At 36.0% G+C, this 23,618-nt stretch carries 20 protein-coding genes; 4 read left to right on the top strand and 16 right to left on the bottom strand.

Annotated features, from left to right (window positions below; translation table 11 throughout):
• The first annotated feature begins 199 nt into the window (after positions 1–199).
• Complete coding sequence (locus tag ABN763_RS06330; protein WP_410484911.1) at positions 200–1,246, top strand: endonuclease/exonuclease/phosphatase family protein; 1,047 nt, start codon at positions 200–202, stop codon at positions 1,244–1,246.
• 7 nt (positions 1,247–1,253) lie between these two features.
• Here ABN763_RS06330 and ABN763_RS06325 read toward each other — a convergent pair whose 3' ends face one another.
• From ABN763_RS06325 to ABN763_RS06270, 12 genes are all read right to left on the bottom strand, one after another.
• Positions 1,254–1,694: a hypothetical protein gene (locus ABN763_RS06325; RefSeq protein WP_410484595.1), complete on the bottom strand. Its 441-nt coding sequence runs from the start codon at positions 1,692–1,694 to the stop codon at positions 1,254–1,256.
• 102 nt (positions 1,695–1,796) lie between these two features.
• Positions 1,797–5,045, bottom strand: coding sequence for a carboxypeptidase regulatory-like domain-containing protein (locus ABN763_RS06320; RefSeq protein WP_410484594.1), 3,249 nt, complete (start codon positions 5,043–5,045; stop codon positions 1,797–1,799).
• Between the two features lie 154 nt (positions 5,046–5,199).
• Positions 5,200–6,849, bottom strand: coding sequence for a glucose-6-phosphate isomerase (gene pgi / locus ABN763_RS06315; RefSeq protein ID WP_410484593.1), 1,650 nt, complete (start codon positions 6,847–6,849; stop codon positions 5,200–5,202).
• Positions 6,782–8,155, bottom strand: coding sequence for a peptidoglycan DD-metalloendopeptidase family protein (locus tag ABN763_RS06310; RefSeq protein WP_410484592.1), 1,374 nt, complete (start codon positions 8,153–8,155; stop codon positions 6,782–6,784). The genes pgi and ABN763_RS06310 overlap by 68 nt, the downstream gene beginning before the upstream one ends.
• Before the next feature lie 5 nt (positions 8,156–8,160).
• A complete protein-coding gene (locus tag ABN763_RS06305) occupies positions 8,161–9,123 on the bottom strand; it encodes a tryptophan 2,3-dioxygenase family protein (protein WP_410484591.1) in 963 nt (320 codons plus the stop codon).
• Between the two features lie 66 nt (positions 9,124–9,189).
• Positions 9,190–9,969 (bottom strand): DUF3108 domain-containing protein, encoded by a 780-nt coding sequence (locus ABN763_RS06300; protein ID WP_410484590.1) that lies wholly within the window; start codon positions 9,967–9,969, stop codon positions 9,190–9,192.
• Positions 9,970–10,396: 427 nt separating this feature from the next.
• The gene (gene hppD / locus ABN763_RS06295; RefSeq protein ID WP_410484589.1) at positions 10,397–11,536 is read right to left on the bottom strand and encodes a 4-hydroxyphenylpyruvate dioxygenase; all 1,140 of its coding nucleotides are present in this window, start codon (positions 11,534–11,536) and stop codon (positions 10,397–10,399) included.
• 146 nt (positions 11,537–11,682) lie between these two features.
• Positions 11,683–12,165, bottom strand: coding sequence for a CCC motif membrane protein (locus ABN763_RS06290; RefSeq protein ID WP_410484588.1), 483 nt, complete (start codon positions 12,163–12,165; stop codon positions 11,683–11,685).
• Positions 12,166–12,209: 44 nt separating this feature from the next.
• Positions 12,210–13,367 carry a homogentisate 1,2-dioxygenase gene (locus ABN763_RS06285; RefSeq protein WP_410484587.1) on the bottom strand — a complete coding sequence of 386 codons (1,158 nt, stop codon included), beginning with the start codon at positions 13,365–13,367 and terminating at the stop codon, positions 12,210–12,212.
• 87 nt (positions 13,368–13,454) lie between these two features.
• Positions 13,455–15,698 (bottom strand): patatin-like phospholipase family protein, encoded by a 2,244-nt coding sequence (locus ABN763_RS06280; protein ID WP_410484586.1) that lies wholly within the window; start codon positions 15,696–15,698, stop codon positions 13,455–13,457.
• Positions 15,679–17,478 carry an excinuclease ABC subunit UvrC gene (uvrC, locus tag ABN763_RS06275; protein WP_410484585.1) on the bottom strand — a complete coding sequence of 600 codons (1,800 nt, stop codon included), beginning with the start codon at positions 17,476–17,478 and terminating at the stop codon, positions 15,679–15,681. Before uvrC ends, ABN763_RS06280 begins: the two co-directional genes overlap by 20 nt.
• Before the next feature lie 68 nt (positions 17,479–17,546).
• The gene (locus ABN763_RS06270) at positions 17,547–18,101 is read right to left on the bottom strand and encodes a TetR/AcrR family transcriptional regulator (protein WP_410484584.1); all 555 of its coding nucleotides are present in this window, start codon (positions 18,099–18,101) and stop codon (positions 17,547–17,549) included.
• Between the two features lie 144 nt (positions 18,102–18,245).
• Between ABN763_RS06270 and ABN763_RS06265 the strand changes: the two genes are divergently transcribed.
• From ABN763_RS06265 to ABN763_RS06255, 3 genes are read left to right on the top strand one after another with little or no spacing between them, the layout of a single operon-like run.
• Entirely contained in the window at positions 18,246–19,694 is a 1,449-nt protein-coding gene (locus tag ABN763_RS06265) for a sensor histidine kinase (protein WP_410484583.1), read from the top strand.
• 6 nt (positions 19,695–19,700) lie between these two features.
• On the top strand, positions 19,701–20,132 hold the full coding sequence (locus ABN763_RS06260; RefSeq protein WP_410484582.1) for a response regulator: 432 nt from the start codon (positions 19,701–19,703) through the stop codon (positions 20,130–20,132).
• The gene (locus ABN763_RS06255) at positions 20,107–20,685 is read left to right on the top strand and encodes a 5-formyltetrahydrofolate cyclo-ligase (protein ID WP_410484581.1); all 579 of its coding nucleotides are present in this window, start codon (positions 20,107–20,109) and stop codon (positions 20,683–20,685) included. The genes ABN763_RS06260 and ABN763_RS06255 overlap by 26 nt, the downstream gene beginning before the upstream one ends.
• On the opposite strand, the gene ABN763_RS06250 is transcribed toward ABN763_RS06255, so the two are convergent.
• From ABN763_RS06250 to ABN763_RS06235, 4 genes are all read right to left on the bottom strand, one after another.
• On the bottom strand, positions 20,661–21,335 hold the full coding sequence (locus ABN763_RS06250) for a lipoprotein signal peptidase (RefSeq protein WP_410484580.1): 675 nt from the start codon (positions 21,333–21,335) through the stop codon (positions 20,661–20,663). The genes ABN763_RS06255 and ABN763_RS06250 overlap by 25 nt on opposite strands.
• A 56-nt stretch (positions 21,336–21,391) precedes the next feature.
• The gene (locus ABN763_RS06245; protein ID WP_410484579.1) at positions 21,392–22,018 is read right to left on the bottom strand and encodes a hypothetical protein; all 627 of its coding nucleotides are present in this window, start codon (positions 22,016–22,018) and stop codon (positions 21,392–21,394) included.
• Between the two features lie 75 nt (positions 22,019–22,093).
• Positions 22,094–22,813 carry a DUF4097 family beta strand repeat-containing protein gene (locus ABN763_RS06240; protein ID WP_410484578.1) on the bottom strand — a complete coding sequence of 240 codons (720 nt, stop codon included), beginning with the start codon at positions 22,811–22,813 and terminating at the stop codon, positions 22,094–22,096.
• A gap of 35 nt (positions 22,814–22,848) precedes the next feature.
• Positions 22,849–23,607: a DUF4097 family beta strand repeat-containing protein gene (locus tag ABN763_RS06235; RefSeq protein WP_410484577.1), complete on the bottom strand. Its 759-nt coding sequence runs from the start codon at positions 23,605–23,607 to the stop codon at positions 22,849–22,851.
• Positions 23,608–23,618 lie beyond the last annotated feature (11 nt).

Genomic DNA, 23,618 nt, shown 5'->3' with positions numbered 1-23,618 from the left:
AATAATTACATTTATTCTCCATACAGAGAGCTCTTTGATCTTTTTCTAACATTGTCAGTAAAGATTATGATTCTAAATAGTTCTCGACTGCGCTCGAACCGACCAAAAAATGCTTATAAGAAATAATTAAAAAACAGCATGGACTATAATTTCATGTTAGTAACTTTGAATAAATATCAACACTATTAAAGCTAACCCTATTAAACAGCTATTATTCTTTATACTACTTCTTCCATTATGTGTAAGTAGCCAGAAGAAAGGTTCCAAATACCAAGTTCATACCATTGCATTTTACAATGTCGAGAACTTGTTTGATACCATAAACAACCCCAACACTTTTGATGATAACCGTACACCAGAAGGAAAAGACCACTGGACCCAAGCCTATTATCAAGATAAACTTGGTAAAATATCGAAAGTAATAAGTGGTATTGGAAGTGATGTTGCAAAAATCCCACCTTCAATTATTGGTTTAGCAGAAGTTGAAAACCGACAGGTCGTTGAAGACTTAATTGAACACCCAAACCTTAAAAAATGGGATTATGGGATAGTTCATTTTGACTCAAAAGATACTCGTGGGATTGATGTTGTTCTTATGTATCGTCGTTCACTGTTTACCGTAGCTTCTTATAAAAAACATGAATTACACATTATCGACAGTCAGACCAACTTAAGACAGTATACACGAGATCAATTAGTAGTAAGTGGTATTCTCGATGGTGATGAGATTAATATTATCGTAAATCATTGGCCTTCACGAAGAGGAGGTGAAGCTAGAAGCAACTATAAAAGAGAAGCAGCAGCCTACTTAACCAAACACCTTGTTGATTCAATTTCTAGAAACCAGCATAAGCCCAAAGTTATAGTTATGGGTGATTTTAATGATGATCCCATTAATAAAAGTCTTAAAAAAATATTGAATGCAAATGATAAAGTTATGGCAACCGATACGGTAGGATTTTACAACCCTATGCTACGAATGTATAAAAAGGGGCTGGGAACTCTAGCATATCGCGATCGGTGGAATTTATTTGATCAAATACTCATAAGCCCCGCTTTGCTTAACAGCAAATCGAACGGATTTTATTACTGGAAAAGTGGGATTTATAACCCAAATTTTTTGACCAACCAAAAAGGAAAGTATAAAGGATATCCGTTTCGAGCCTATAGCAATGGTCGTTATGCCGGAGGATATAGTGACCATTATCCGGTTTACACTTTTTTAATCAAAGAAATTGTTGAATGATAATGAGCTATCCTAACCATGTATTCCATGGAATACGGCTTAACAATGCGACAAGACCTATAGCATAAAATACACCAATTGCATTAAACTTTTTGTTACTTGCTACCCTTTTCTTATGCTTACTCCAACCCATTGTAATAAATACTATGGCAAGAATGTTTGTAAATGGATGTTCAACTAAATATAAACGCAAAGTCGGATCTTTCATAACAGCACCCATTCCTTGCTCAGAAAAAGCAGAGAAGTAGGGCGTCACAAAATATAGTACTAACCCTATTAACAGTTGAATATGCGAAAAAATCAAAGCAAACAAACTAAGTCGTATATCTCTTGCTTCAAACTCTTTTCCTCTTGCTAAAGATACAAACGCGTTAATTACAGCAACAAGTAATGCTATTAATACCAGAAAGGCCCAGTAAGAATGGATATTTCGTATGACTTCGTACATGATATGGTTTGTTATTTTAGGTAAAGATAGTTTCCCAAGGTTAAGAAAACAAAAAACCCTGACTGAATAGCCAGGGCTTTAAGCTTATTATTTTATAGTTGATTAGTTAAACGTGTAACGTAAACCAACTTGCATTTGCCATCTAGATGATTGGATTCCATCATCATCCAACTGAATGATATTATCACTACCTCTTGAATTAACTTCAAATATTGGGTCAGCTCCATTAGTATCAACATCTAAGATATTAACCTGCCCAGGGGTGAAACGCTGCTGCCCCCAGTCTTTGTTTAATAAATTAGTAAAGTTAAAGATGTCGAAAGAAGCACTTAATGTATTTTTCTTTCCTTTTACATTAAATGAGAAATCCTGAACTAAACGAAGATCAAGAATATGACTCCATGGTCCAAATTCAGCATTACGCTCAGCGTAGTTACCTCTTCTTGAGCTTAGGTAATCATCACCGCTGATAATACCGTCTAGTGTTGCCCACTCGTCGGCTGTAGATCCATTTTCGTTACTATCTACCAGATTTATTTCTGACTCATCAGCTGGCACATAAATTAACGCATTATCTCTACTGTCATCGTTTAATAAATCTCTACCTCCATAGGTATAAGAAAACGGCGTGCCGCTACCTCCTGTATAAAACAATCCAACTCTAGTACCTAAATTATCGTTCCAATCGATATCAAAGTTCACACTACTAATAATACGATGTCCTTGAGCAAAACCTGAACGAGCAACGGGAGGATTCCCATTTTTACCATTGACGGTAATAATTCCTCTCCACTGCGAACTGTTCTGTGATGAGGTCCCATCAAAAATAGATTTTGCATCACCGTAAGAGTATGAAGCATTCGCACTAAAACCAAGTTTATCTGTAAGCTTAGTAAATGGCTTGCTCAGAGTAGCAGCGATATTCCAAGAATTACCGGCACCAGTATTAGATGCTAGAATAATTCTATTATAAGTAGGATCAACACGACTGAACCTGTTATATAACGGACGGTTATCAGCACCATTTAGTGTTTCTGTAGGATTAGCGATATTCAAGTTCTCATAAAAGATCTCAGTAATATTATCTTGCCAAATACCATCAACACTTAACACTAAGCCAGCAAGTGGAAGCTTTTGATCCACCGCTAAGTTGAATTTAAAACGCTGTGGTAATTTAAAGTTTGGCGCAAATAAATCGACGTTACCACCGAATTCACCAGCACCTGGTTGTAAGTGCTGTGGTTGACTGTTAACATCAGGGTTAAAGGTAATAGGAGTTGCAAAATCACCTTCATCACTAAATGCACCAGTAGCACCACCATTGTTATTATATGTACCACCTGGCCATACCAACGGAAGTCTTGAAGTAAATATACCAAGACCACCACGAATTTGTGTAGTCTTATCGCCATTAACGTCCCAGTTAAATCCAAGTCTTGGAGACAATAACACTTTAGTAGAAACTCGTTTTCCAACTCGCGCTCCGCGTAGGTTTTTACCAGCTGCTTCTAAAACACCTACTGCACGATTGTTGAAATCGTCATTTACCGGGCCATTTTCCCAAATTGGCATATCGAACCGGATACCAGCGGTTAATTTAAAGTTATCTGAAAATTGCACTTCATCTTGTGCATAAAAACCAAGTTGACTAATACTAAACTCAGCTGCACCTGAAGAGTCATCCCCAACTGCTAACCCTCCTGCAACAGAGTAGCCTCTTTCAAAATCAGAAACTGGATCGTTGTTAATAAATTGGGCTAGACTCTCATAAATGTATGTCCCATAGTTACTTGGGAAAAACAAGTTTTTACTACTTGAAAATTCGTTATGAGTACCTAAAGTAATGGTATGACGTCCTTTGTAAATTTCAAAGTTATTAGTGATCGTTATAATATCCTGGTCCAATAAGTTTGCTGTTGAAAAACGTTCAGCACCAGCTTGTAATCCGTTAAAAGGATTTCCAAAACCATCCTCGATTACCAATGTTGGGAATGGTTGTCCTAATGGACTTCTGTCATCTCTTACACTAGTCAAACCAATTATGAAGCTATTGGCAACATTATTTGATTGGTAGTTCCATTCTAACGATCCAGAAATCGTATTTGACTCAAAAAATTCAGAACCATTATTAAATCCTATCGTTCTAGAACCAGAATTACGTGCTTCAAGGTTCTCAGCACCAACGTACCGCGCACTTAAAATAAACTTGTTTTTTTCGTTTAAGTTAAAATCAAACTTTGCAGTTATCTTATCACTAGTCAGTGTTCTTGTGTTGTTAAAACCTCCTATATCATATCCATATCGATTAAGCACAGTATCGCGGAATAAATTAACTCCAGCTAAATCAGTATCTCCATCGTAAATGCTAAAATTAAAAGGTTGTGGTGTCTCCTCATCCTGTCTTTCGTAGTTTACGAAAAAGAATAATTTATCCTTAATAATAGGTCCCCCAACGCGAACACCATAGGTAAGCGCTCTAAATTCATCAAGGCTTTCTCTTGTTTCACCTGCGTCAAAGTCAACTCTTTCTGGAGGCGTTTTTCCAGCCAAACTTTCATTTCTTAAAAACCCGTATACAGAACCTGATATCTCATTAGTACCTGAACGTGTTACCGCGTTAATCGCACCGCCAGCAAAACCAGAAATTTTAACATCAAATGGTGCCAACTGAATGTTAAATGATTCAATTGCATCAATTGAAAAAGGGCTTACACCAGTTTGACCACCATTAGTACCTGATCCTGCAAGACCAAATACATCATTGTTTACTGCACCGTCGATATAGATAGCATTGTAACGGTTGTTTTGACCAGCTAAAGAGATAGAGAATCCATCATCTCCTTCTGTTAACTGGGCCTGTGGTGTAGTTCTAACAAAATCAGCAACGGATCTTGATGCCTGAGGCAACGCCTCAATTTGTCTCCTGTTAATATTTGTTTCAGCACCAGTACGGTTACCATCGAACACGCTACCTTGCGCTACGCCTGTTACAACAACTTCGTCTAAAGCAGTTGCATCTGTAACCATTGAAGTGCTTATTCTTAAGGTTTGACCTAGATCTAAAACTACGTTCTCTCTAACGAAATCTTTAAACCCTACATAAGAAATAGTAATCTTGTATGGCCCACCTGATCTCATATTTGAAATACGGTAGAATCCATCAAAATCAGTCGTAGCACCATAGGTTGTACCAGAAGGCACATGAACCGCTACAATATTGGCGCCAGGAAGCGGTTCTTTTTGATCATCTGTGATTTGTCCTCCCAAAGAAGATGTTGTTACACCTTGGGAAAAAGCTACTGCCGCAAAAAGTAATGCGACAACAACCAAACAATTTTTAATTGTCTTCATTGAGTATATTAGTTTAATTACGCGCTGCAAAATTATGTTTTTTAAGCCTTAGTTTGTTACTTAAACGTTAAATATATTAACATAATAAAGTTGAAAAGCCACATTTCATACCTTCTGAAATGCAGCTTTTTAACAATTTTACTTTATAAAAACCTTAACTATTGTTCTTTTGCTTGTAATAATCTATCAAACTTAAGGTAGAAGCATCATGATTCGCAATATTCTCAGCACTTAAATCTTTTAAAATTTTATTGGCTAGTTGTTTCCCTAATTCTACTCCCCATTGATCGTAGCTATAAATATTCCATATAACACCTTGTACAAATATCTTGTGTTCGTACATAGCGATTAACGCTCCTAAGGATTTTGGAGTTAACTGATCAATCAAAATTGTATTTGTTGGCTTGTTCCCTTCAAATACTTTAAAAGGTGCTAATGTTTCAATTTCGCCCCTAGACAATCCTGATTTTTCAAGCTCGGCATTTACAACTTCCATCGATTTTCCTTTCAGCAGGGCTTCGGTTTGCGCAAAGAAATTAGCCATTAATTTATTATGATGATCAGTATCACCATGCAATGACTTGACAAAACCAATAAAGTCTGCTGGTATTAATTTAGTTCCTTGGTGAATAAGCTGAAAAAAGGCATGCTGAGAGTTGGTGCCGGGCTCGCCCCAGATTAATGTCCCTGTTTGGTAGTTAACTCTATTACCGTTTCGGTCAACACTTTTTCCATTACTTTCCATAATACCTTGCTGCAAATAAGCTGCAAAACGATGTAAGTATTGTGTATATGGAATGATTGCTTCGCTTTCAGCATCAAAGAAATTATTATACCAAATACTTAGCAGTGCCAATGTAACTGGGATATTTTCATTAAAAGGAGTTTCTTTAAAATGCGTGTCCATCTTACTCGCTCCGTAGAGCATTTCATCAAAGCGATCATAACCAATGGCTAAACTTATAGACAAACCCACCGCGCTCCATAACGAAAAACGACCTCCAACCCAATCATTCATTGGGAAGATATTTTTAGGCAAGATACCAAACTCCTGTACTTTTTCAAGGTTCGTAGAAACCGCCACAAAATGTTTTGCTATGGCCTCTTCATCAGCTAGTTTAATAAACCACTTTCTTATCGTTTGTGCATTGCTCAACGTTTCTTGTGTACTAAAACTTTTTGATACTATGATAAACAAAGTAGTTGTTGGATCGAGATCTTTAATTACTTCCTGAACATGATCTCCATCGACATTGCTTACAAAATGAATATTGAGGTCTGTTTTATAGTACGCTAAAGCATCTACCACCATTTGAGGTCCTAAATCAGAACCGCCAATACCTATATTAACAACGTCGGTAAACTTTTTACCTGAAAACCCTCTTCTGGTACCGTTCAATATGTCTTCGGTAAAATTTTGAATCTTATTTTTTACCTGATATACTTCTGGCATTACATCATCGCGGTTAACTAATACAGGCTTTGAAACATCATTTCGCAAGGCTGTGTGAAGCACTGCTCGCCCTTCTGTTTCATTGATAATGTCTCCACCAAAATACTTTGCTATTGCATCCTTAAGGTCTACTTCTTCAGCAAGATCATAAAGCGCATTAAGCGCTTCTTGGTCAATAATATTCTTTGAAAAATCAACTAAAAACTCGTCCCATTGTATGCTCATGGTATTTGCTCGATCTTCATCTTGATCGAACAAATTAGCGGCATGTATGTTTTGAAGTTTATCGTATTGTCTTTGAAGTTTTTTCCACGCTTTGGTTGTGGTTGGATTGATCGATTGTAAGGCCATTTTTAGGTTTCGTTAGGTCAGTTATTTCAATTGTATCTATTGGAGCTTCTTTTACAGGAAAAGGTATGCTATCCAGCTGTGCTTTTAAAGGGGCCACAAAGTTAAAGAATGTTGGCTTAATTTCCTCTTTCATAGGCTCAGCATCTGGTAAATCTTGCTTATATGGATCGACTTCTCGCCCGTTTTTCCAAAAACGATAGCACACATGAGGCCCCGAGGTATTTCCTGTCATTCCTACTTTACCAATTACTTGGCCTTGTTTTACAGTCTCTCCTCTTTTAACTAGGCGCTTAGACATATGTAAATACTGTGTGCTGTAGGTACCGTTATGTCTAATTTTTACATACTTGCCATTGCCACGAGTATATGATGACTTTACTACAGTGCCATTAGCTGTTGCCAAAATTGGCGTACCAACGCTGGCAGCATAGTCTGTACCACGATGGGGACGGATTCTATTACCATAATAGGCTATTCGACGTCTTAAATTATATCGCGAGGAAACCCTGCCAAATTCAACTGGGGCTTTTAAGAAAGCTTTGCGTAACGTTCTTGCTTGTTCATCAAAATAATCGGTCCCTCCAACAAGACTGTCATTTGTAAATTCAAAAGCGTAAAAAGGCTTCCCATTATGTTGGAAATAAGCCGATTTTATTCGGTCAACACCAACATTAATTGTATCGTTAATATAGCGCTCATCATAAACAACCTTGAACTTATCTCCCTTCTGAAGTCTAAAGAAATCAATTGACCACGCATAAATAGTCGAAAGATCTAATACTAAACTATATGGTAATCCCTCTTCATCCATTGTTACCGATAAGTTTTCTTCAATAATACCGGAAGCAATTCGCTCTTTGATGGTTACTGGTTTCTTTGCTTTATAGCCATGAATGGAATCTTTAAAATCAACTACCCAATAATCAATATTATTCGCTTGATAAATAAATGCTTGTGGTGTGCTCAAGGAGTCTTTACTTGCAAGTATAGTGTATGGTTTGCCTGTTCTTATTTTTCTAAGGTCAATCGTATCTTTTACCGCTTCAACAATGTTGTACACTTTTTGTCGCGAGACATTGTTTTTTTCCATAATCCAACCAAAACTATCGCCATTAGTAACCGTATCATTTATGACCTGATAGTCATTCAAATTAAAACCAAATTCCATAATTTCAATAGGCTCTGCCTTTACTTCCTGAACCACCAAATCAGCATCTAAGGCCGGAAAGGCCACTTCCTTCTTGTCATTTTTACATGCCGCTAATGCTAACAATAGCATCGCACTCAAACCCCATACTTTTTTCAAATTCTTTATTGCTTTTCTGTATTAAACCTATGGGTAACCCATTCTTTACCCCATTCTTCTTTCTCCTGATCGGACCATAATTTCGGAAAGAAAATTACTTTTTGAAAACTTGGCGGCAAATATTCTTTCCAATTGGTTCCTCCGGTTGCCTCAACCGCAGATTTATCTCGTTTTAAATAACGATACGCCGATCCCATATGCATTAAAGGCCAGTTCACATTAGCATCTATATCTAATTTTTTTAGGGCGTTAATTAGATATTTATTCGATTTTTCATTCTCTGGAAGTTGCAAATATTTATGGTAAATGGTATTGTTTTTTACTTCATTGGTAATTCGCATGAACCTAGGAGTATAACGATATTCAAACTGTTTTAGTGTTAATGTCTTTTCACCGGTAACAGCATCAGTAGCGCCCTTTTTCCAATAGATATGTTCATAAAGATCATCCTGCGTATCACTTTCAGAAAACTGATCACGAATGCTATGGTGTACAAGGTTTTCCATCCCTGTGGCATAAAACTCTATCATTCGGTATTGTGCGCTTTGAAATCCACTTGCCGGAAGTAAAGACATACGATATCTTAAAAACTGATCGCGATCCATTCCATTAATCATGATTTCAAATGATGAAATAAGCGCCTTATAATAATTGTTAATTCTAGTAATGCGCTGCGTGAAAAATTCGGCATTTTGCAACTTATCATCAATAAGCTGTTTTTGTTCATGTATAATAAGCTTGAAATACAACTCTGTAATCTGATGATACATTATAAAAATCTCTTCATCAGGGAAATATGTTCGAGGTATTTGAAGGCTTAGTAAAGTATCTAGATGAATGTAATCCCAATAGGTAAGATATCGCTCATATAGCAAGCCATCGAGATAGGCGCCCATATCTTGACCAGAATTTTTAAACTTCTGCTCAAGCTTTAAGATTTTCTCTTCAATGTTGGGTTTTATCGGCATTAAAAAATGATGCTATATTGGCAAAACTAGCAATAATGCAAATAAAATATGTAGCTCTTTCAGCTTTTAATTAACAATTACTTTAAAAGAATGTTTCAATCCTTTAAAAGCATCTAGATCTGCCTTAAGCGAACCTACTGCAAGGCTTGCTTTAATGCGCAATGGCACTTTATTATCGTCATTACTTACCCAAAGCGTAACACTTTCTTTTTCTTTAAATACGCGTCCTGCTTGAACAATAGGTCTAAATTTAAGTGCTCTTATCTTACCAAATTTTGTTCTAATCGTTTCTTTACCTAAATATTTTAGTTTAAACGGAAACGTTTCTTCATCAAAAAACATATTAAGTGCTAACTCATCACCAACTCTTAGTTCGTCAACTTTATAGTTCGCTCTTAAATAATAAAAAGCTGATATCATGTCTTGTACTCCAGACTGTATATCAAATTTACCTTCGGTATCGTGCTTATAATCTTTTACTACTGCTTGCCGAGCATCATGATCGAAAAAGATCTCCTTATCCTTAGTGTGACCTCCTTCGTCTATTTTACGAACAAATTTGTAGGGAATTAATTTACTTTGATCAAAGTAACTTTCATAATTATCTTCTACCCTAAAAAAGAGGCGAGAAAGGCCAGTAGTACGACCATAACCCACCACATGATAGACCGGAACCTCATCTAAAGTTTCCTTCTTCACTTCCATGGTAGCGTATCCAGCATTAATAAGCCCGTAATGGATACGAAACTTAAACCACTCTCCTTCTTTAAAGCAGGATTGCTTCTCTTGGGCACTACCAAAAAAGAAGGTAAAAATGAGTAAAAGGGGAAGTAGGTATTTCATCATTGTATATTGGTATAAAAATAACTAATGCATTACTAATTTATTGTTAATAATATGTTTGTATTCAGTAAAATTCAATTATCATACCAAAATTGAGATCGCTGGCGCTTTTAGATTTTAGATATTAGACCGCTTCGCTTTTAGATCGGAGTACTTGCCAGCTTTGTCAGTTAACTTTTATAGTTTTAAGAATTTAGCTCAAATAAAAATCCCCGGTATTACTACCAGGGATTTTCATTCTATTAACCAACCAAAACTTTAAATTATGAAAAACTTTAAAGTTAAACCGGGAAACCACCCCCGATTTGTGATACAAAGATACGTTGACAAATTTATTATGCAAGCATAGTAAATTGACTTTAACATAACATTGGCCAAGTTGGCAAAGTAATTTTATTTTTTTTAAGAAATTAGCAACAATTCACCTTGTCTACAGTGTTCCACGCATTTCTTGTTCGCGCTCTATAGCCTCAAAAAGCGCTTTAAAGTTACCTTTACCAAAGGATTGGGCACCTTTTCGTTGGATAATCTCGAAAAACATCGTCGGCCGGTCTAAAACAGGTTTTGTAAACAACTGGAGCAGATAGCCTTCGTCATCTCTATCAATCAAAATACCAAGCTCTTTTAAGGGTGCAAGGTCTTCGTCGATTTCTCCAACACGGTCTAAAACATCATCGTAATAGTTTTCTGGCACGTATAAGAACTCAACACCTCTGTTTTTTAGCTGGGTTACGGTTTCAATAATATTATCAGTAGCTAAGGCAATATGTTGCACTCCGGCACCATTGTAAAAATCAATATACTCCTCAATTTGTGATCGTTTACGACCATCCGCAGGTTCGTTTATTGGAAATTTAATACGACCATTACCGTTGCTCATTACCTTACTCATTAAAGCGGTATACTCAGTAGAGATATCCTCATCATCAAATGAAATAAGTTGAGCGAAACCCATTACTTTAGCATAGAATTCGCACCATTTATTCATTTCATTCCAACCTACATTCCCTACCATATGGTCAATATACTTTAAACCAACTGGCTCCGGTTTATATTCCGGGTTCCAAGCTTTATAACCCGGCATAAAAACGCCCTTATAATTTTTACGCTCAACAAAGACGTGAACTGTTTCTCCATAGGTATGAATACCTGACATGATTACTTCGCCATTTTCATCTTGAAATATTTTTGGTTCCAAGTATGACTCAGCGCCACGATTAGTAGTCTCTTTGTAACTTTTGGTCGCGTCATCTACCCAAAGAGCGACAACCTTCACACCATCGCCATGCGCTTCGATATGCCGATTAATATCACCCCCTTTTTGCAAAGGCGATGTTAAAACCAATCTTATTTTGTCTTGTTGTAACACATAGGAAACACGGTCTTGTAGTCCCGTTTCTAAACCAGCATAGGCTAGTGGTTGAAAACCCCATGCTGATTGATAATAATGAGCGGCTTGCTTTGCATTACCAACGTAAAGCTCAACGTAATCAGTACCTAATAGTGGTAAAAAATCATCAGCTTCAGGTACTATTTTTTCTAATTGTAAAGAAGAATTATCTGTTGTCATTTTTAAAAGAATTTCGTGTTGTTATTGTAATAGATATTAGTGCCTTGTGATTCGTAAGTGAACTTACCACATGGCCCGTAAATGTGAAGTGATATCTATTCTATTATTTAACACAATCTGTTCTTTATAAAGATACTAACTCTTTTTTAGTTTTTCGGAACCTCTGTTTCTTCTTCAACTCTTTCTATTTCGATTTTATCGATCACCAAAGTATCCCTTTGTTGTTGAATTGAATCTTGATCTTCTTCATATTCCCAATCATTATCGTCATACTCATAATTCTCATACTTATCTCTATTTTTTTGAATTTCATCCCATATTGATGAATCATTTAAAACAGAACCAACCATCGCTATTCTAAAAATGAAATAAACCATTAACAATATGCCAAGTACCAAACCAATAATGTTCAACACCTTGGCAATATTCACGTTGCTTTTACTAGCGGGACTATAGGCATCCGGATTCTGATGAAACTCTTTTAAACTTTTATTAGCCATGACCAAGCCAATAATACTTAGCGCAAGGGGCAAAATAAATAATAAAGAACAGCAACATCCGGTTACCGAAAATACAATGGCTACAATTCCTAAAATAAGGGCCGTAGGATCAGCAGGTAATTTTTGCATAGTTAGCTTTTAAAGCTGCGAATGTAAATAAATTTAAATAGACACTATTCTAACCATGATTTATGATAGCTTTCATCAGCAATTTTCATGGCTTCTTTTGTTACCTGCAATGGTTTAAAAGTATCAACCATTACCGCTAGCTCTTCGGTTGATTTTTTACCAATACTACGCTCGGCAGCACCCGGGTGCGGTCCGTGTGGTATTCCAGCTGGATGTAATGAGATATGTCCCGCTTCAATATCATTTCTACTCATAAAATCACCATCAACGTAATACAACACTTCATCACTATCAATATTACTGTGGTTGTACGGCGCAGGAATTGCCTCAGGATGATAATCATACAATCGTGGGCAGAATGAGCATACTACAAAAGCATCAGTCTCAAAAGTTTGGTGCACTGGAGGTGGTTGATGTACTCGCCCCGTTATAGGTTCAAAATCATGAATTGAAAATGCATATGGATAGTTGTAACCATCGTAACCTACTACATCAAAAGGATGGGTTGCATACACCATATCGAAAATCTCATCTTGCTTTTTAATTTTCATTAAAAAATCTCCTTTTTCATTGTGCGTTTCTAACTCTTCTGGTCTTCGCAAATCACGCTCGCAAAAAGGTGAATGTTCTAGCAATTGGCCAAACCAATTTCGGTAGCGCTTTGGTGTGTAAATAGGTCTTCTAGACTCTACAATAAACAATCGGTTGTCAGCGTCATCAAATTCTATTTTATAGATGATACCACGCGGTATTAACAAATAATCTCCATATTTAAAATCGAGATTTCCCATATGGGTTCTTAATTTTCCACTTCCTTTATGAATAAAAATCAACTCATCTGCATCTGTATTCTTATAAAAATACTCAGTTTGCGATTGTTTTGGTGCTGCCAAAATAATAGTACAGTCGCTATTGGTTAATACCGCTTTTCTACTTTCTAAATAGTCATTTTCGGCAGGCACTTGAAATCCACGAAAGCGATAGGAAGTCATGTTATTGGCCTTCGCAATTTTAGGCGCAACACTATACTGATTTTTAATTTCTTTTACTTGAGTTGGCCGATGTTCGTGATATAAATTAGAAGACATACCGTCAAAACCAATAGTTCCGAAAAGTTGCTCGTAGTATAAACTTCCGTCCGGTTTTTTGAAAATGGTATGGCGTTTAGGAGGGATTTTACCCAATTTATGATAGAATGGCATAACGAAATCGATTTAGATAACAAATATCGGAAAAGAATACTGAATTTAAATACTAGTTTGTAGCATAGTGCTCGGGTAAAAAACTAACTAAAACCAAAAGCCCAAATTGATAAAAACATTATCGACATCTCCTTCCGGGCTCCATGTATATTTAATTTCTATAGGCCCTAAAAAAGTTTCCAGACCATACCCAATAGCATAACCACTAAAATTGGGTTCTGTAAACCACTCACCTTCATTAAAAATACTGGTTCCAGCATTGGCAAAATTGGCTTCAAAATTAATGTGGTTACGATCAAATATCTCATAATCCGCTCTTAAATTCCCTTTTATATAGCTATCTCCGCCAAAACTTAAAAAGTCATAGCCAAAAAATGGAATGAAGTTGTTAATTAAATTATTGCCATACCCGCCAAGTACAAAGTCGAAAGACTGTACATCGCTTATCCCTATTTTAAAACCCATTTCTGACCCGATGCCAAAAGTGAACGCTTCAGAAATCGGAATAGCTGCCCCAATCTGACCTTTTATAACTGCAAATTCACTAAAGTTATCGTTAAAGTCTGTTGAGAATAAATATAGGTGCCCATCACCTTCAAAATAAAGTCCTCTATGAGGAAAGTATTTGCTGTCATAAGTATCGAACTTTAATTGTGAAAACAGGCTTCCATAGTCACTTTTATCAAATGTCAGGTTTTCGTTATTGTTTATATTTTGAGATAGATTAGGGGTGTCATACTTTAATCGTTTATGCTCTGCACCGATTGAAAACGAAAATTCCTCACGAATTACGGTTTCAATATAAAACTGGTTGGTGAAATCAGTAACATCCAGTTCAATTTTATTCAACTCAACAACACCTTCTGCTTGTTCGTCAAAAATATCGGCCTGTATGTTTTGTTTAAAACTATTATATCGGGATCGTAAACCAATACTCCAATATCGACCTTTATCCAAGTAATATTCAAAATTATACCTCAGATTATCACCAAATATCAAATCAAGTGAGGCAACGTCATTGTCAAAAAACAATCGCTTTTTAGTAAAATTTACCAAAGCTGCACTTTTATAAAGATTATCGTAATGAACACCTAGTCTGATAAAGGAAGTTAATTCGCTTTGATTCATATTCATCGATAAAATATCGCCTTCACCATCTTTGACAAACTTGTACCGAATACTTTTAAAGTTACCAGTGGCGGACAAGTTCTTTATTCCTTGATCTAGTTCTTCATATGTTGTTTTTTCGGGCGCATTTATTCGAAGTTTACCTAAGATATAACCTCTTGGATACTGCTGATCACCTGTTATTTGAATCTCTTTAATAAAGATGCTGTCTTGAGCAGTTTTAAAAGCTGGGCGTTTGTAAGATTGTTTTTGGTTGCTCAAAACCTCATTTAAATTTTCGATTTTTTTAAGGGCTGCCACATAGCCATTTTCAATGATTTTTTTGCCCTGATCAAATGAGATCACGGTAAAATCTTCAATATCAGGCTTAATATACACATCTGTTTGAAGCGACTTGCGTTTCATATCATTAATAGTGCGATAGTTGTTTATTTGAAGTAGTATTCCTGGTGCACTGGTCAGCTGGTCACGATCACGAAGTTCATCTTGCACATCGACCCCTATTAAAATGGTGGCACCCATATTTTTTACAAGATTAATAGGATAATTATTCGATACACCTCCATCAATTAGCAGCCTGCCATCTAGTTCCACCGGTTCAAATAATGATGGAAACGCGCCACTTGCCGTAATTGCATCAGCCAAATTACCTTTATCTAATTTTACCTGTTGACCGGTTTCAACATCAGTTGCAATGCAGAAAAATGGGATAGGGAGTTCACCAAAATCATCAATATCACTTACCGGCTCAGTGAGTTGAGCGAGTAAATTAAATACATTTTGTCCTTTTGATAACCCAGAAGGAAGTGACACCTTAAAATTTTCAAAAGGGACCGTGATCGCATAGCGTTCTGCGTCTTCTTTTTCGTAAAAGGTACGGGCCGATCTAGGAAGATCGTCTTGAATAAGTTTTTGAAAATCGACTGCTTTAAAAAGAGAATCTAACTGCATTGCACTATAGCCAGATGCATATAAGCCCCCAATAATTGCTCCCATACTGGTACCGCCAATATAATCAACCTTAATACCTAAACTGTCAATAACCTTTAGCACTCCAATATGGGCCAGACCCTTTGCACCACCGCCACTAAGTACTAGGCCCACTTTTTGATCAGCAGCCTCAGGCTGTTCTTGGGCCTCAGTTAAAAATCCGATGCTTAAACAGATATATAAAAAGTATTTTCTAAGTATCGTTATGTTCAAAATGTTTTTTCAATTTTAGTGCTTTTGATCTGCCAACAACAGCTTCCAACTCACCGAATGAGGCTTTAGAAACTCGTTTGGCCGACTTGAAATACTTGATCAGATTTTCTGCCGTTTGCTTCCCAATTCCGGGTACATTTTCTAACGAATTTGTGATCGCCGCCTTACTACGCTTATTTCTGTGAAACGTAATACCGAAACGGTGTGCCTCGTTTCTTAAATGTTGAATGATCTTCAGTGTTTCCGATTTTTTATCCAGATATAACGGAATAGGGTCGTCAGGATAAAACAGCTCTTCCAATCTTTTGGCGATTCCAACAATTGCTATGGTGCCCCTTAACCCTAATTGATCTAAACTTTTTAATGCGGAAGACAACTGACCTTTTCCCCCATCAATGATGATTAATTGTGGTAAAGGTTGCTCTTCTTCCATCAATCTTTTATAACGCCTGAACACTACCTCTTCCATCGATGCAAAATCGTCGGGACCTTCAACCGTTTTAATATTAAAATGGCGATAGTCTTTTTTTGAAGGTTTTCCATCTTTAAAAACTACACAGGCTGCTACTGGATTAGACCCTTGAATATTTGAATTATCAAAACATTCAATATGTCTCGGTTCTTCACTTAAACGTAAATCCTTCTTCATTTGCGCCATAATACGATTAGCATGCCGGTCAGGGTCTGTAATTTTTACCTGTTTAAAACGCTCCATTCGGTAGAATTTTGCGTTGCGCTCAGAAAGCGCAACAATACGACGTTTATCCCCTAACTTCGGAACTGTCACCCTGATCTCTTCACCTAAACCAACCACAAAAGGCACATATATTTCTTTTGATTGAGAGTGAAATCGTTGTCTAATCTCAACAATTGCCAATTCTAATAATTCTGCATCGCTTTCTTCGAGCTTCTTTTTAATTTCTAAAGTATGTGATCGAATTATAGAACCATGTGCAATTTGCAAGAAGTTGATATACCCATAGCTATCATCAGATACTATTGAAAATACATCGACATTGGTGATCTTAGGATTTACGATTGTAGATTTGGCTTGATAACCCTCAATAATTTCAATTTTGTCTTTGATCTTTTGGGCTTCCTCAAATCGCATTTCTTTAGCCAAACTGGACATTTGTTTCTTGAAACTCCCCAATGATTCTTTAAAATTTCCTTTAATTATTTGCCGCACCGCACTGATCCCATCGTTATAAGATTCTTCGGCTTGCTTTGCTTCACATGGACCTAAGCAGTTTCCCAAATGATATTCTAAGCATAACTTATACTTACCAGCCTCAATTTTTTCTTTTGATAAGTCATAATTACAGGTACGTAGTGGGTACAAGCCTTTTACAAGATCTAGTAAAGCTCTAACTGTTTTCACACTGGTGTAAGGACCAAAATACTCCGATCCGTCCTTCACTAGTTTACGGGTTAGAAACACCCGAGGAAAACGCTCTTTTTTAATACAAATCCATGGGTACGATTTGTCATCTTTTAAAAGTACATTGTACCGAGGCTGATATTTCTTAATTAGGTTGTTTTCTAATAGCAGGGCATCGGTCTCGGTTGGGACAACAATGTGTTTGATCTCAACAATCTTCTTAACCAATACTCGAGTTTTGCCATACTCATGATTCTTCTGAAAATAGGAGGAAACTCTTTTTTTCAAGTTCTTGGCTTTACCAACGTAAATGACCACACCATTTTTATCGTAATACTGATAAACCCCAGGGCTATTGGGTAATGTATCTAACTGCAGTTGAAGCGAGGGTGCATCCATTAGGTTAAATTTATTATTTGATGCTAAAGTGTACTAGCCTTGGTTGGGTTTTAATAAAACTTTAATGTTTAGATCATGGTCTTCACCAAATCTTTGGCCTCCATAATAGGCCATGAAGCATCGTGCAAATAACTTTCTGTGGTAGCACCTTCAAACAAAATATATACTTTGTTGGCTATTGAATGTGCATCATCCCGATATAGGTTTTGCTTTACTAACCTTTTAATATATGCCCTAAATCGCTCTTTAAAATCGGCTATTTCTTTTCTTAATTTCTCATTATCCTTCGCTATTTCTGCTAAGGCGTTTATACTCCATGATCCTCTAAAGTCTTTTTCCCGATATACTTCTAATAGATAATCAAATAAACAAATAATTTGATCCCGACCTTGTACACGCATTTCAACAAAATTCATGAGTTCTCCGAAGAAAGTGTCTTCTTTTCGTTTTAAATATGCCATCAGCAAATCATCCTTTGTTTTAAAATGAGCGTAAAGGCTTGCCTTCGCCACATTTGCTTTCTCTATAACCTCGTTTATTCCAGTTGTATTATACCCTTTTTGATAAAATAATTGAGACGCCGCATCAATGAGTCGTTCTCTAGCCGGTAGTGTTTTTCCCATACACAAATTTACGAAAAACTTGAAAAAGGTAGACCGTTATGTCTGTTTTTAAACAACTGCAAATAAATCTATTATCTTAATTCACCTATTTAATTGGGTTTACTTATATTTGTTACCAGTTAAATACTTGTTACCCCCAAGCAAATGACTCTTAGAACTACCCTACAACCTGCACATGGTATTGTGCACAATACTGCTATTTGGAAGGAAAAGATAACTGATGTTCCTTCAACATGGAATTCCATATTCTGTTTTCTTAACATTGATTTTGAAGGCATTGATGATCTTCCGGCCTATTTTTTTACGCATGTCATTCATCCAGGTGACAGTGATCATCTTGAGGAGTTACTAAATGCATTTTTCACAAAGCAAGAACGTTTTATATACAAGGTGCGGCTACTTTTAAATGATTCTTTATTTGAATTATATGAATTTAAAGGCAGTGCAGAATTGGTTGAATCCGGGTATGAACTAACATTACAGGTTAAACAAACAGACACCGCTAAAAGAAAAGTTCATGATCCCAATGAATCAGATTTTTTCTACAAAGAAACAGCCAATATGACCCTAACAGGAGGATGGATGGTCGATGCAGATACACTTGAAGTTTTCTGGGACAGGCAAACCAAAAAAATCTACGGGGTGGCACCACATTATCAGCCAAAGTTTCAAGATGTACTAAGTTTTTATATAGATGACCATAGAGATATGCTTTATGGCGCATTTAGAAAATGCCTAACAGAAGGTATACACTATGATATGGAGCTACAACTTCGAGGATTAAACGGAGAAACCACTTGGATACGTACCAAAGGAAAACCAGTTTACGATAAATCGCATCAGATAATAAAAGCAAGAGGTATAATTCAAAATATCGATCGACAAAAAAGAAAGGAGATTAAACTAAAAGAGTCTTTTGATATTATACTAAAACAGAACGAGCGACTTTATAACTTCGCACATATTGTATCGCACAACTTGAGGTCCCATTCCGGTAATTTTGAACTAATCCTTGGTCTTTTGAATGACCCTGACACCTCCAAAAAAGATAAAAAGGAATATGTGGAAAATCTACAACTTGTTTCTCAAAGTCTTAATGAAACAATTTCTCACCTTAATGAAGTGGTGAATATGCATGTCCGTCAGGATGAAAAAGTTAGGGTGTATTTTGAAGATACTTTAACCAATGTTAAAAATGGTATTCAACAAATTATTGAAAAAAATAACACCAAAATAATCACTAACTTTGAAGTGAAAGCGGTTGATCATATCCCGGCATATCTTGATAGTATTCTGCTTAATCTGCTAACTAATGCTATTAGATATAGACATCCTGAAAGGAATCCTGAAATAATGATCAGTACTTTTAAGGAAAATGATAAGACCATATTAAGTATTTGCGATAACGGTTTAGGTATTGACCTTATCAAGAATGAACATAAAATTTTTGGCATGTATAAAACATTTCATGGGAATGATGATGCACGTGGAATGGGTCTATTTATGACCAAAAGCCAAGTTGAAGCCTTAAATGGCACAATAGAAGTATCAAGTGAGCCCGACAAGGGTTCGACCTTTAAAATTACCTTTTAAAAACACATGCCTCAAACAAAGCCCGATCTTACCTGCATTATTGATGATGATAATCTGTACTTAAAAATTGTAAGTAGAATTATTGAAAGTAAAGACCTTTGCAAGGATATTGTAATTTTCAAAAATGGTAAAGAAGCTATAGATCATTTTAGTACGCTGGTTGATCTTCCTGAAAATAGAAGGGTGCCCGATGTAATTTTCTTAGATCTGAACATGCCTATAATGGATGGCTGGGAATTTCTAGATGAGTTTCTAAAAATAGACGAAGCCGTTAGACAGCGTATTACTTTATATGTAGTAAGTTCATCGATTGACCCACGAGACATTAATAGGGCGAAATCATTTGAAACCGTCAAAGACTATTTAGTAAAACCCTTATCATTGGAGGCACTTAAAAAAGTATTTCAATTTAATGACGACCAAGGCGGCACTTCGTAAGCATTACAAAAACTTACGTGATCAACTGACTTCAGACGATATTGACACCCATAGTTTAACCATTGCCAATAACATATTGAAACTGCCCATATGGAAGTTTAGTTACTATCATCTTTTTCTTCCGATTACCAAAAATAAGGAAGTCAACACAGAATTTATACTAAACATACTATCTGGTAAGGACAAAAACATTATCATTTCTAAAAGTAATTTTGACAACTTTAGTATGCGACATTTTTTGCTTACTGATAGCACAAAGATTAAGCGCAACACATTAGGCATTCCAGAACCTATTGATGGTATTGAAGTACCAAACTCAAAAATTGAAGTAGTTTTTGTACCACTTCTCGCTTTTGATAAAAAAGGAAATCGAGTTGGCTACGGAAAAGGATTTTATGATCGATTTTTGACCGAATGTAATTCCGAGGTTATCAAGATAGGACTATCTCTTTTTGAAGCGGAAGAGGTATTAATTGATGTTTCAACCGAAGACCAAGCCTTAGACTACTGTATTACACCACAAACCACCTATTCATTTAATACTTCGGATTGATTTGGTTTTGCAAAAGCTCTCTTATTAAATACCAAAAGTATTCCGACCCCAGTACTAATGGCCATATCGGCAATGTTAAATACAGGATCGAAAAAAGTGAAACGCCTACCTCCCCAAAAAGGAAACCATTCTGGCAAGGTCGTATCAATCATTGGGAACTGCAACATATCGACTACGCAACCCTGCATGAAACCTGAATAACCTTCAAAGTTTACTTTTGAAACGCCTCCATAATCAACCCATCTATCTAATTCAGCATTGTAAATTGTACCAGAATCAAAAATGTAATTATAGAAAAGAGAATCAAGTATATTACCGAAAGCACCGGAAAAAATTAGTGCAATTGAAATGATCAATAATTTTGGTGCGTTTTTCTTTATTGAAGTATGTAGCCAATAAAAAATACCGACAATAGCAAATAACCTAAAGGTCGTTAAAATAATCTTCGATTGTGGCTCAGTCACAAATGAGATAAAATCACTTAGCTTTTTGCCCCAAGCCATCCCAGGGTTTTCTACAAAAACGATGCGAAACCAACTTGCAACCTCAACTCCGTCACCTAAAGCGTAATGTGTCTTAATATAAAATTTGGAGATTTGATCAACCAAAAGGATTAAAAAAATAAGTAAACCAGCCTTTTTAAGATTCATGGTGTATGTGCAGGGTTAAGCTGGCCAAAAATAAGAATATTATATCGAACCTTTTTTTAATAATTTGGAGTAGTGACCACTATTGGTCCGTTAACTGATTTCAATGAAATAATGTAAGGCCCGGGAGTAATATTCTGCTTCTTTATTTCGCCGCCAGTAGATTTCGCAACTACTTGAGCAAAATTAGTTTCAAGAGCAATTTTACCATTATATGTATTTATTGTAGCATCTCCATAAAAATCGCGGCCCACAAAATTACCTCCTCTCAAATCAACCATTAAATTATCAAACTTTCCTCTCACCTGAGTATTCGCAATATCACTGGTTATTTGTACTTGTTTTTCTTCAGGAACGGTAACGATCATTTTAGCAGATACCACCTTGTGCGCGCTTAACTTATCATTAAACTCCTTAAAAGCATCATGATATTCAACACTAATAGTAATTACATCGCCATGTTGATTAGCAGAGAGTACAAGTTGATCACTGTGTTCACCTTCTGTCTGTACTTCGAGTTCTATTTGATCACCAGGCCCTGTGACCAGTTGTAAATCAAATACCTTATCGATATCAAAATCAATTTTATTTACACCAAATGTGCTTACCTTTTTAAACACTTTATTTTGTGAAAGTCCCATTTGAACACTCAAACAGCAGCATAAATAAATAATAGAATATCGCATAATGTAAAGATACAGAAAATGCTCCCTGAGGAGCATTCTGTAAAACTTATAAATTTCTTAAAGTGATCGCTCGCACTATATTTTTCTTAAAAAAATACTTCCACTAACCGTTGTCAACTTCAATTTGTTTTCAGCAGTATCAACGGTGCCATTTACTCTACTTCCTCCCCATCGATTATTACTTTCATCTCTGTTAAAGCTCAACTTATCATCCGCATAAATAGTTCCTGTAACTGTTTTCGCCTGAACACTCGATTTTTTGACATTTATATCGATATCTCCACTAATTGTCTTTAAAGAAAAATCTCCATCGTAATTTTTAATATTAATATCTCCACTAATGATATCAACATTAAGATTCCCACTATACGCTTCTGAAGAAACATTTCCTGAAATACTTTTAACGCGGAGTTTGACTTTTTTTGGAACGTACAAAGTGACTACAATATCCATATCCATCGAACAGCAATTGCAATTACCATCCTCATCTTTCTTTCCTCTCCAACCGTTTTGCTTTTTGAAAAGATCACCATAATCAGAGTCGATTCGCAGAACCGAACTACTATTATCAACGGTCATACTGAAATAGTCATCATATTCACCATCATTAATAGATACTGCTGCTTTTACATATACCTCATTTTTGTCCCAAGTTTTGATATTAATATCCTCAGCAAATTTGAATTCTACCTCAACATTATCACTTGTTGGTTTAATATTCTTTTCAATTACTTTTTGAGCGCTAGCTACTGCAACTATTAAAAAGCTTACTAGCATTAAAACTGTTCGTTTCATGACTGATTATTTTTGATTGATTTATTAGCTATTTCTTATTTACTTTTTCTCAGGTAAATGTCCCCCACCGACGATCGCAATGTGATTCCAACACCACCGTTGTTTATTTCAGTTTTCAAATGTCTTCTCCCAGAAAGAATTTTCATGTCCTTTTTCTCGTTCGAAAATTTCAGATCAAAGTCTGTATAGATTTCACCCATAGTTGATCTTAAGTCTAGATTAGCTGCCGTATTTGCAGGTAATTTGATGTCTACATCACCCGCTGATGAATAAATCGATATTGGGGAAGATTGATTTACTTTACTAAATTCGACCGTAATATCTCCGGCAGATGCTTTTGCTATAACTGGTCCGGTAACATCTAGGATCTTAATTGTACCAGCGGTTGCTTTTACCTCAATTTCGGATTTAAAGCCTGAAATATTCAAATCGCCTACGGTTTTACATTCAGCATGTACTGCTACTGACTCCGAAATATAAACTACCATTTTAGGCCCATGCATATTTTTAAGATTGGTAACCTCTAAAACATCGCCATTTTTCTCCACATTAATACCCAATCCTGTATTATCAGTTCCTCCAGCATATATTGCTTTCAAGCCTTTTGCTTTCTCCGGTCTTTTATGTCCATTACTTTCAATAAGAATTTCATTTTTATCATGAGATTTGACAATAATATCGTTGGTCGACATTAATTTTACCTTAGTAATTCCCTGTAATGATTGTTTAAAGTCTTGTGCATTTATAGAAAATGCGACAATAGTGAATAACACTAATAATGTTTGTTTTTTCATCTGTTTGTTTT

The organism is Spongiivirga sp. MCCC 1A20706 (genome assembly GCF_046524175.1).
Taxonomy (GTDB): domain Bacteria; phylum Bacteroidota; class Bacteroidia; order Flavobacteriales; family Flavobacteriaceae; genus Spongiivirga.
Note: the sequence above shows the minus strand (reverse complement) of the source record. Positions and strands in the feature narration are given on the sequence as shown.

What these genes read in the sequence shown, in the direction of transcription:
- ABN763_RS06235 (WP_410484577.1), bottom strand. Translation starts at nt 23,607, where the DNA reads ATGAAAAAACAAACATTATTAGTGTTATTCACTATTGTCGCATTTTCT.
- pgi (WP_410484593.1), bottom strand. Translation starts at nt 6,849, where the DNA reads ATGGCCTTACAATCGATCAATCCAACCACAACCAAAGCGTGGAAAAAA.
- ABN763_RS06265 (WP_410484583.1), top strand. Translation starts at nt 18,246, where the DNA reads ATGACTCTTAGAACTACCCTACAACCTGCACATGGTATTGTGCACAAT.
- ABN763_RS06300 (WP_410484590.1), bottom strand. Translation starts at nt 9,969, where the DNA reads ATGATGAAATACCTACTTCCCCTTTTACTCATTTTTACCTTCTTTTTT.
- ABN763_RS06285 (WP_410484587.1), bottom strand. Translation starts at nt 13,367, where the DNA reads ATGCCATTCTATCATAAATTGGGTAAAATCCCTCCTAAACGCCATACC.
- ABN763_RS06240 (WP_410484578.1), bottom strand. Translation starts at nt 22,813, where the DNA reads ATGAAACGAACAGTTTTAATGCTAGTAAGCTTTTTAATAGTTGCAGTA.
- ABN763_RS06305 (WP_410484591.1), bottom strand. Translation starts at nt 9,123, where the DNA reads ATGCCGATAAAACCCAACATTGAAGAGAAAATCTTAAAGCTTGAGCAG.
- ABN763_RS06325 (WP_410484595.1), bottom strand. Translation starts at nt 1,694, where the DNA reads ATGTACGAAGTCATACGAAATATCCATTCTTACTGGGCCTTTCTGGTA.
- ABN763_RS06255 (WP_410484581.1), top strand. Translation starts at nt 20,107, where the DNA reads ATGACGACCAAGGCGGCACTTCGTAAGCATTACAAAAACTTACGTGAT.
- hppD (WP_410484589.1), bottom strand. Translation starts at nt 11,536, where the DNA reads ATGACAACAGATAATTCTTCTTTACAATTAGAAAAAATAGTACCTGAA.
- ABN763_RS06245 (WP_410484579.1), bottom strand. Translation starts at nt 22,018, where the DNA reads ATGCGATATTCTATTATTTATTTATGCTGCTGTTTGAGTGTTCAAATG.
- ABN763_RS06270 (WP_410484584.1), bottom strand. Translation starts at nt 18,101, where the DNA reads ATGGGAAAAACACTACCGGCTAGAGAACGACTCATTGATGCGGCGTCT.
- ABN763_RS06290 (WP_410484588.1), bottom strand. Translation starts at nt 12,165, where the DNA reads ATGCAAAAATTACCTGCTGATCCTACGGCCCTTATTTTAGGAATTGTA.
- ABN763_RS06250 (WP_410484580.1), bottom strand. Translation starts at nt 21,335, where the DNA reads ATGAATCTTAAAAAGGCTGGTTTACTTATTTTTTTAATCCTTTTGGTT.
- uvrC (WP_410484585.1), bottom strand. Translation starts at nt 17,478, where the DNA reads ATGGATGCACCCTCGCTTCAACTGCAGTTAGATACATTACCCAATAGC.
- ABN763_RS06260 (WP_410484582.1), top strand. Translation starts at nt 19,701, where the DNA reads ATGCCTCAAACAAAGCCCGATCTTACCTGCATTATTGATGATGATAAT.
- ABN763_RS06320 (WP_410484594.1), bottom strand. Translation starts at nt 5,045, where the DNA reads ATGAAGACAATTAAAAATTGTTTGGTTGTTGTCGCATTACTTTTTGCG.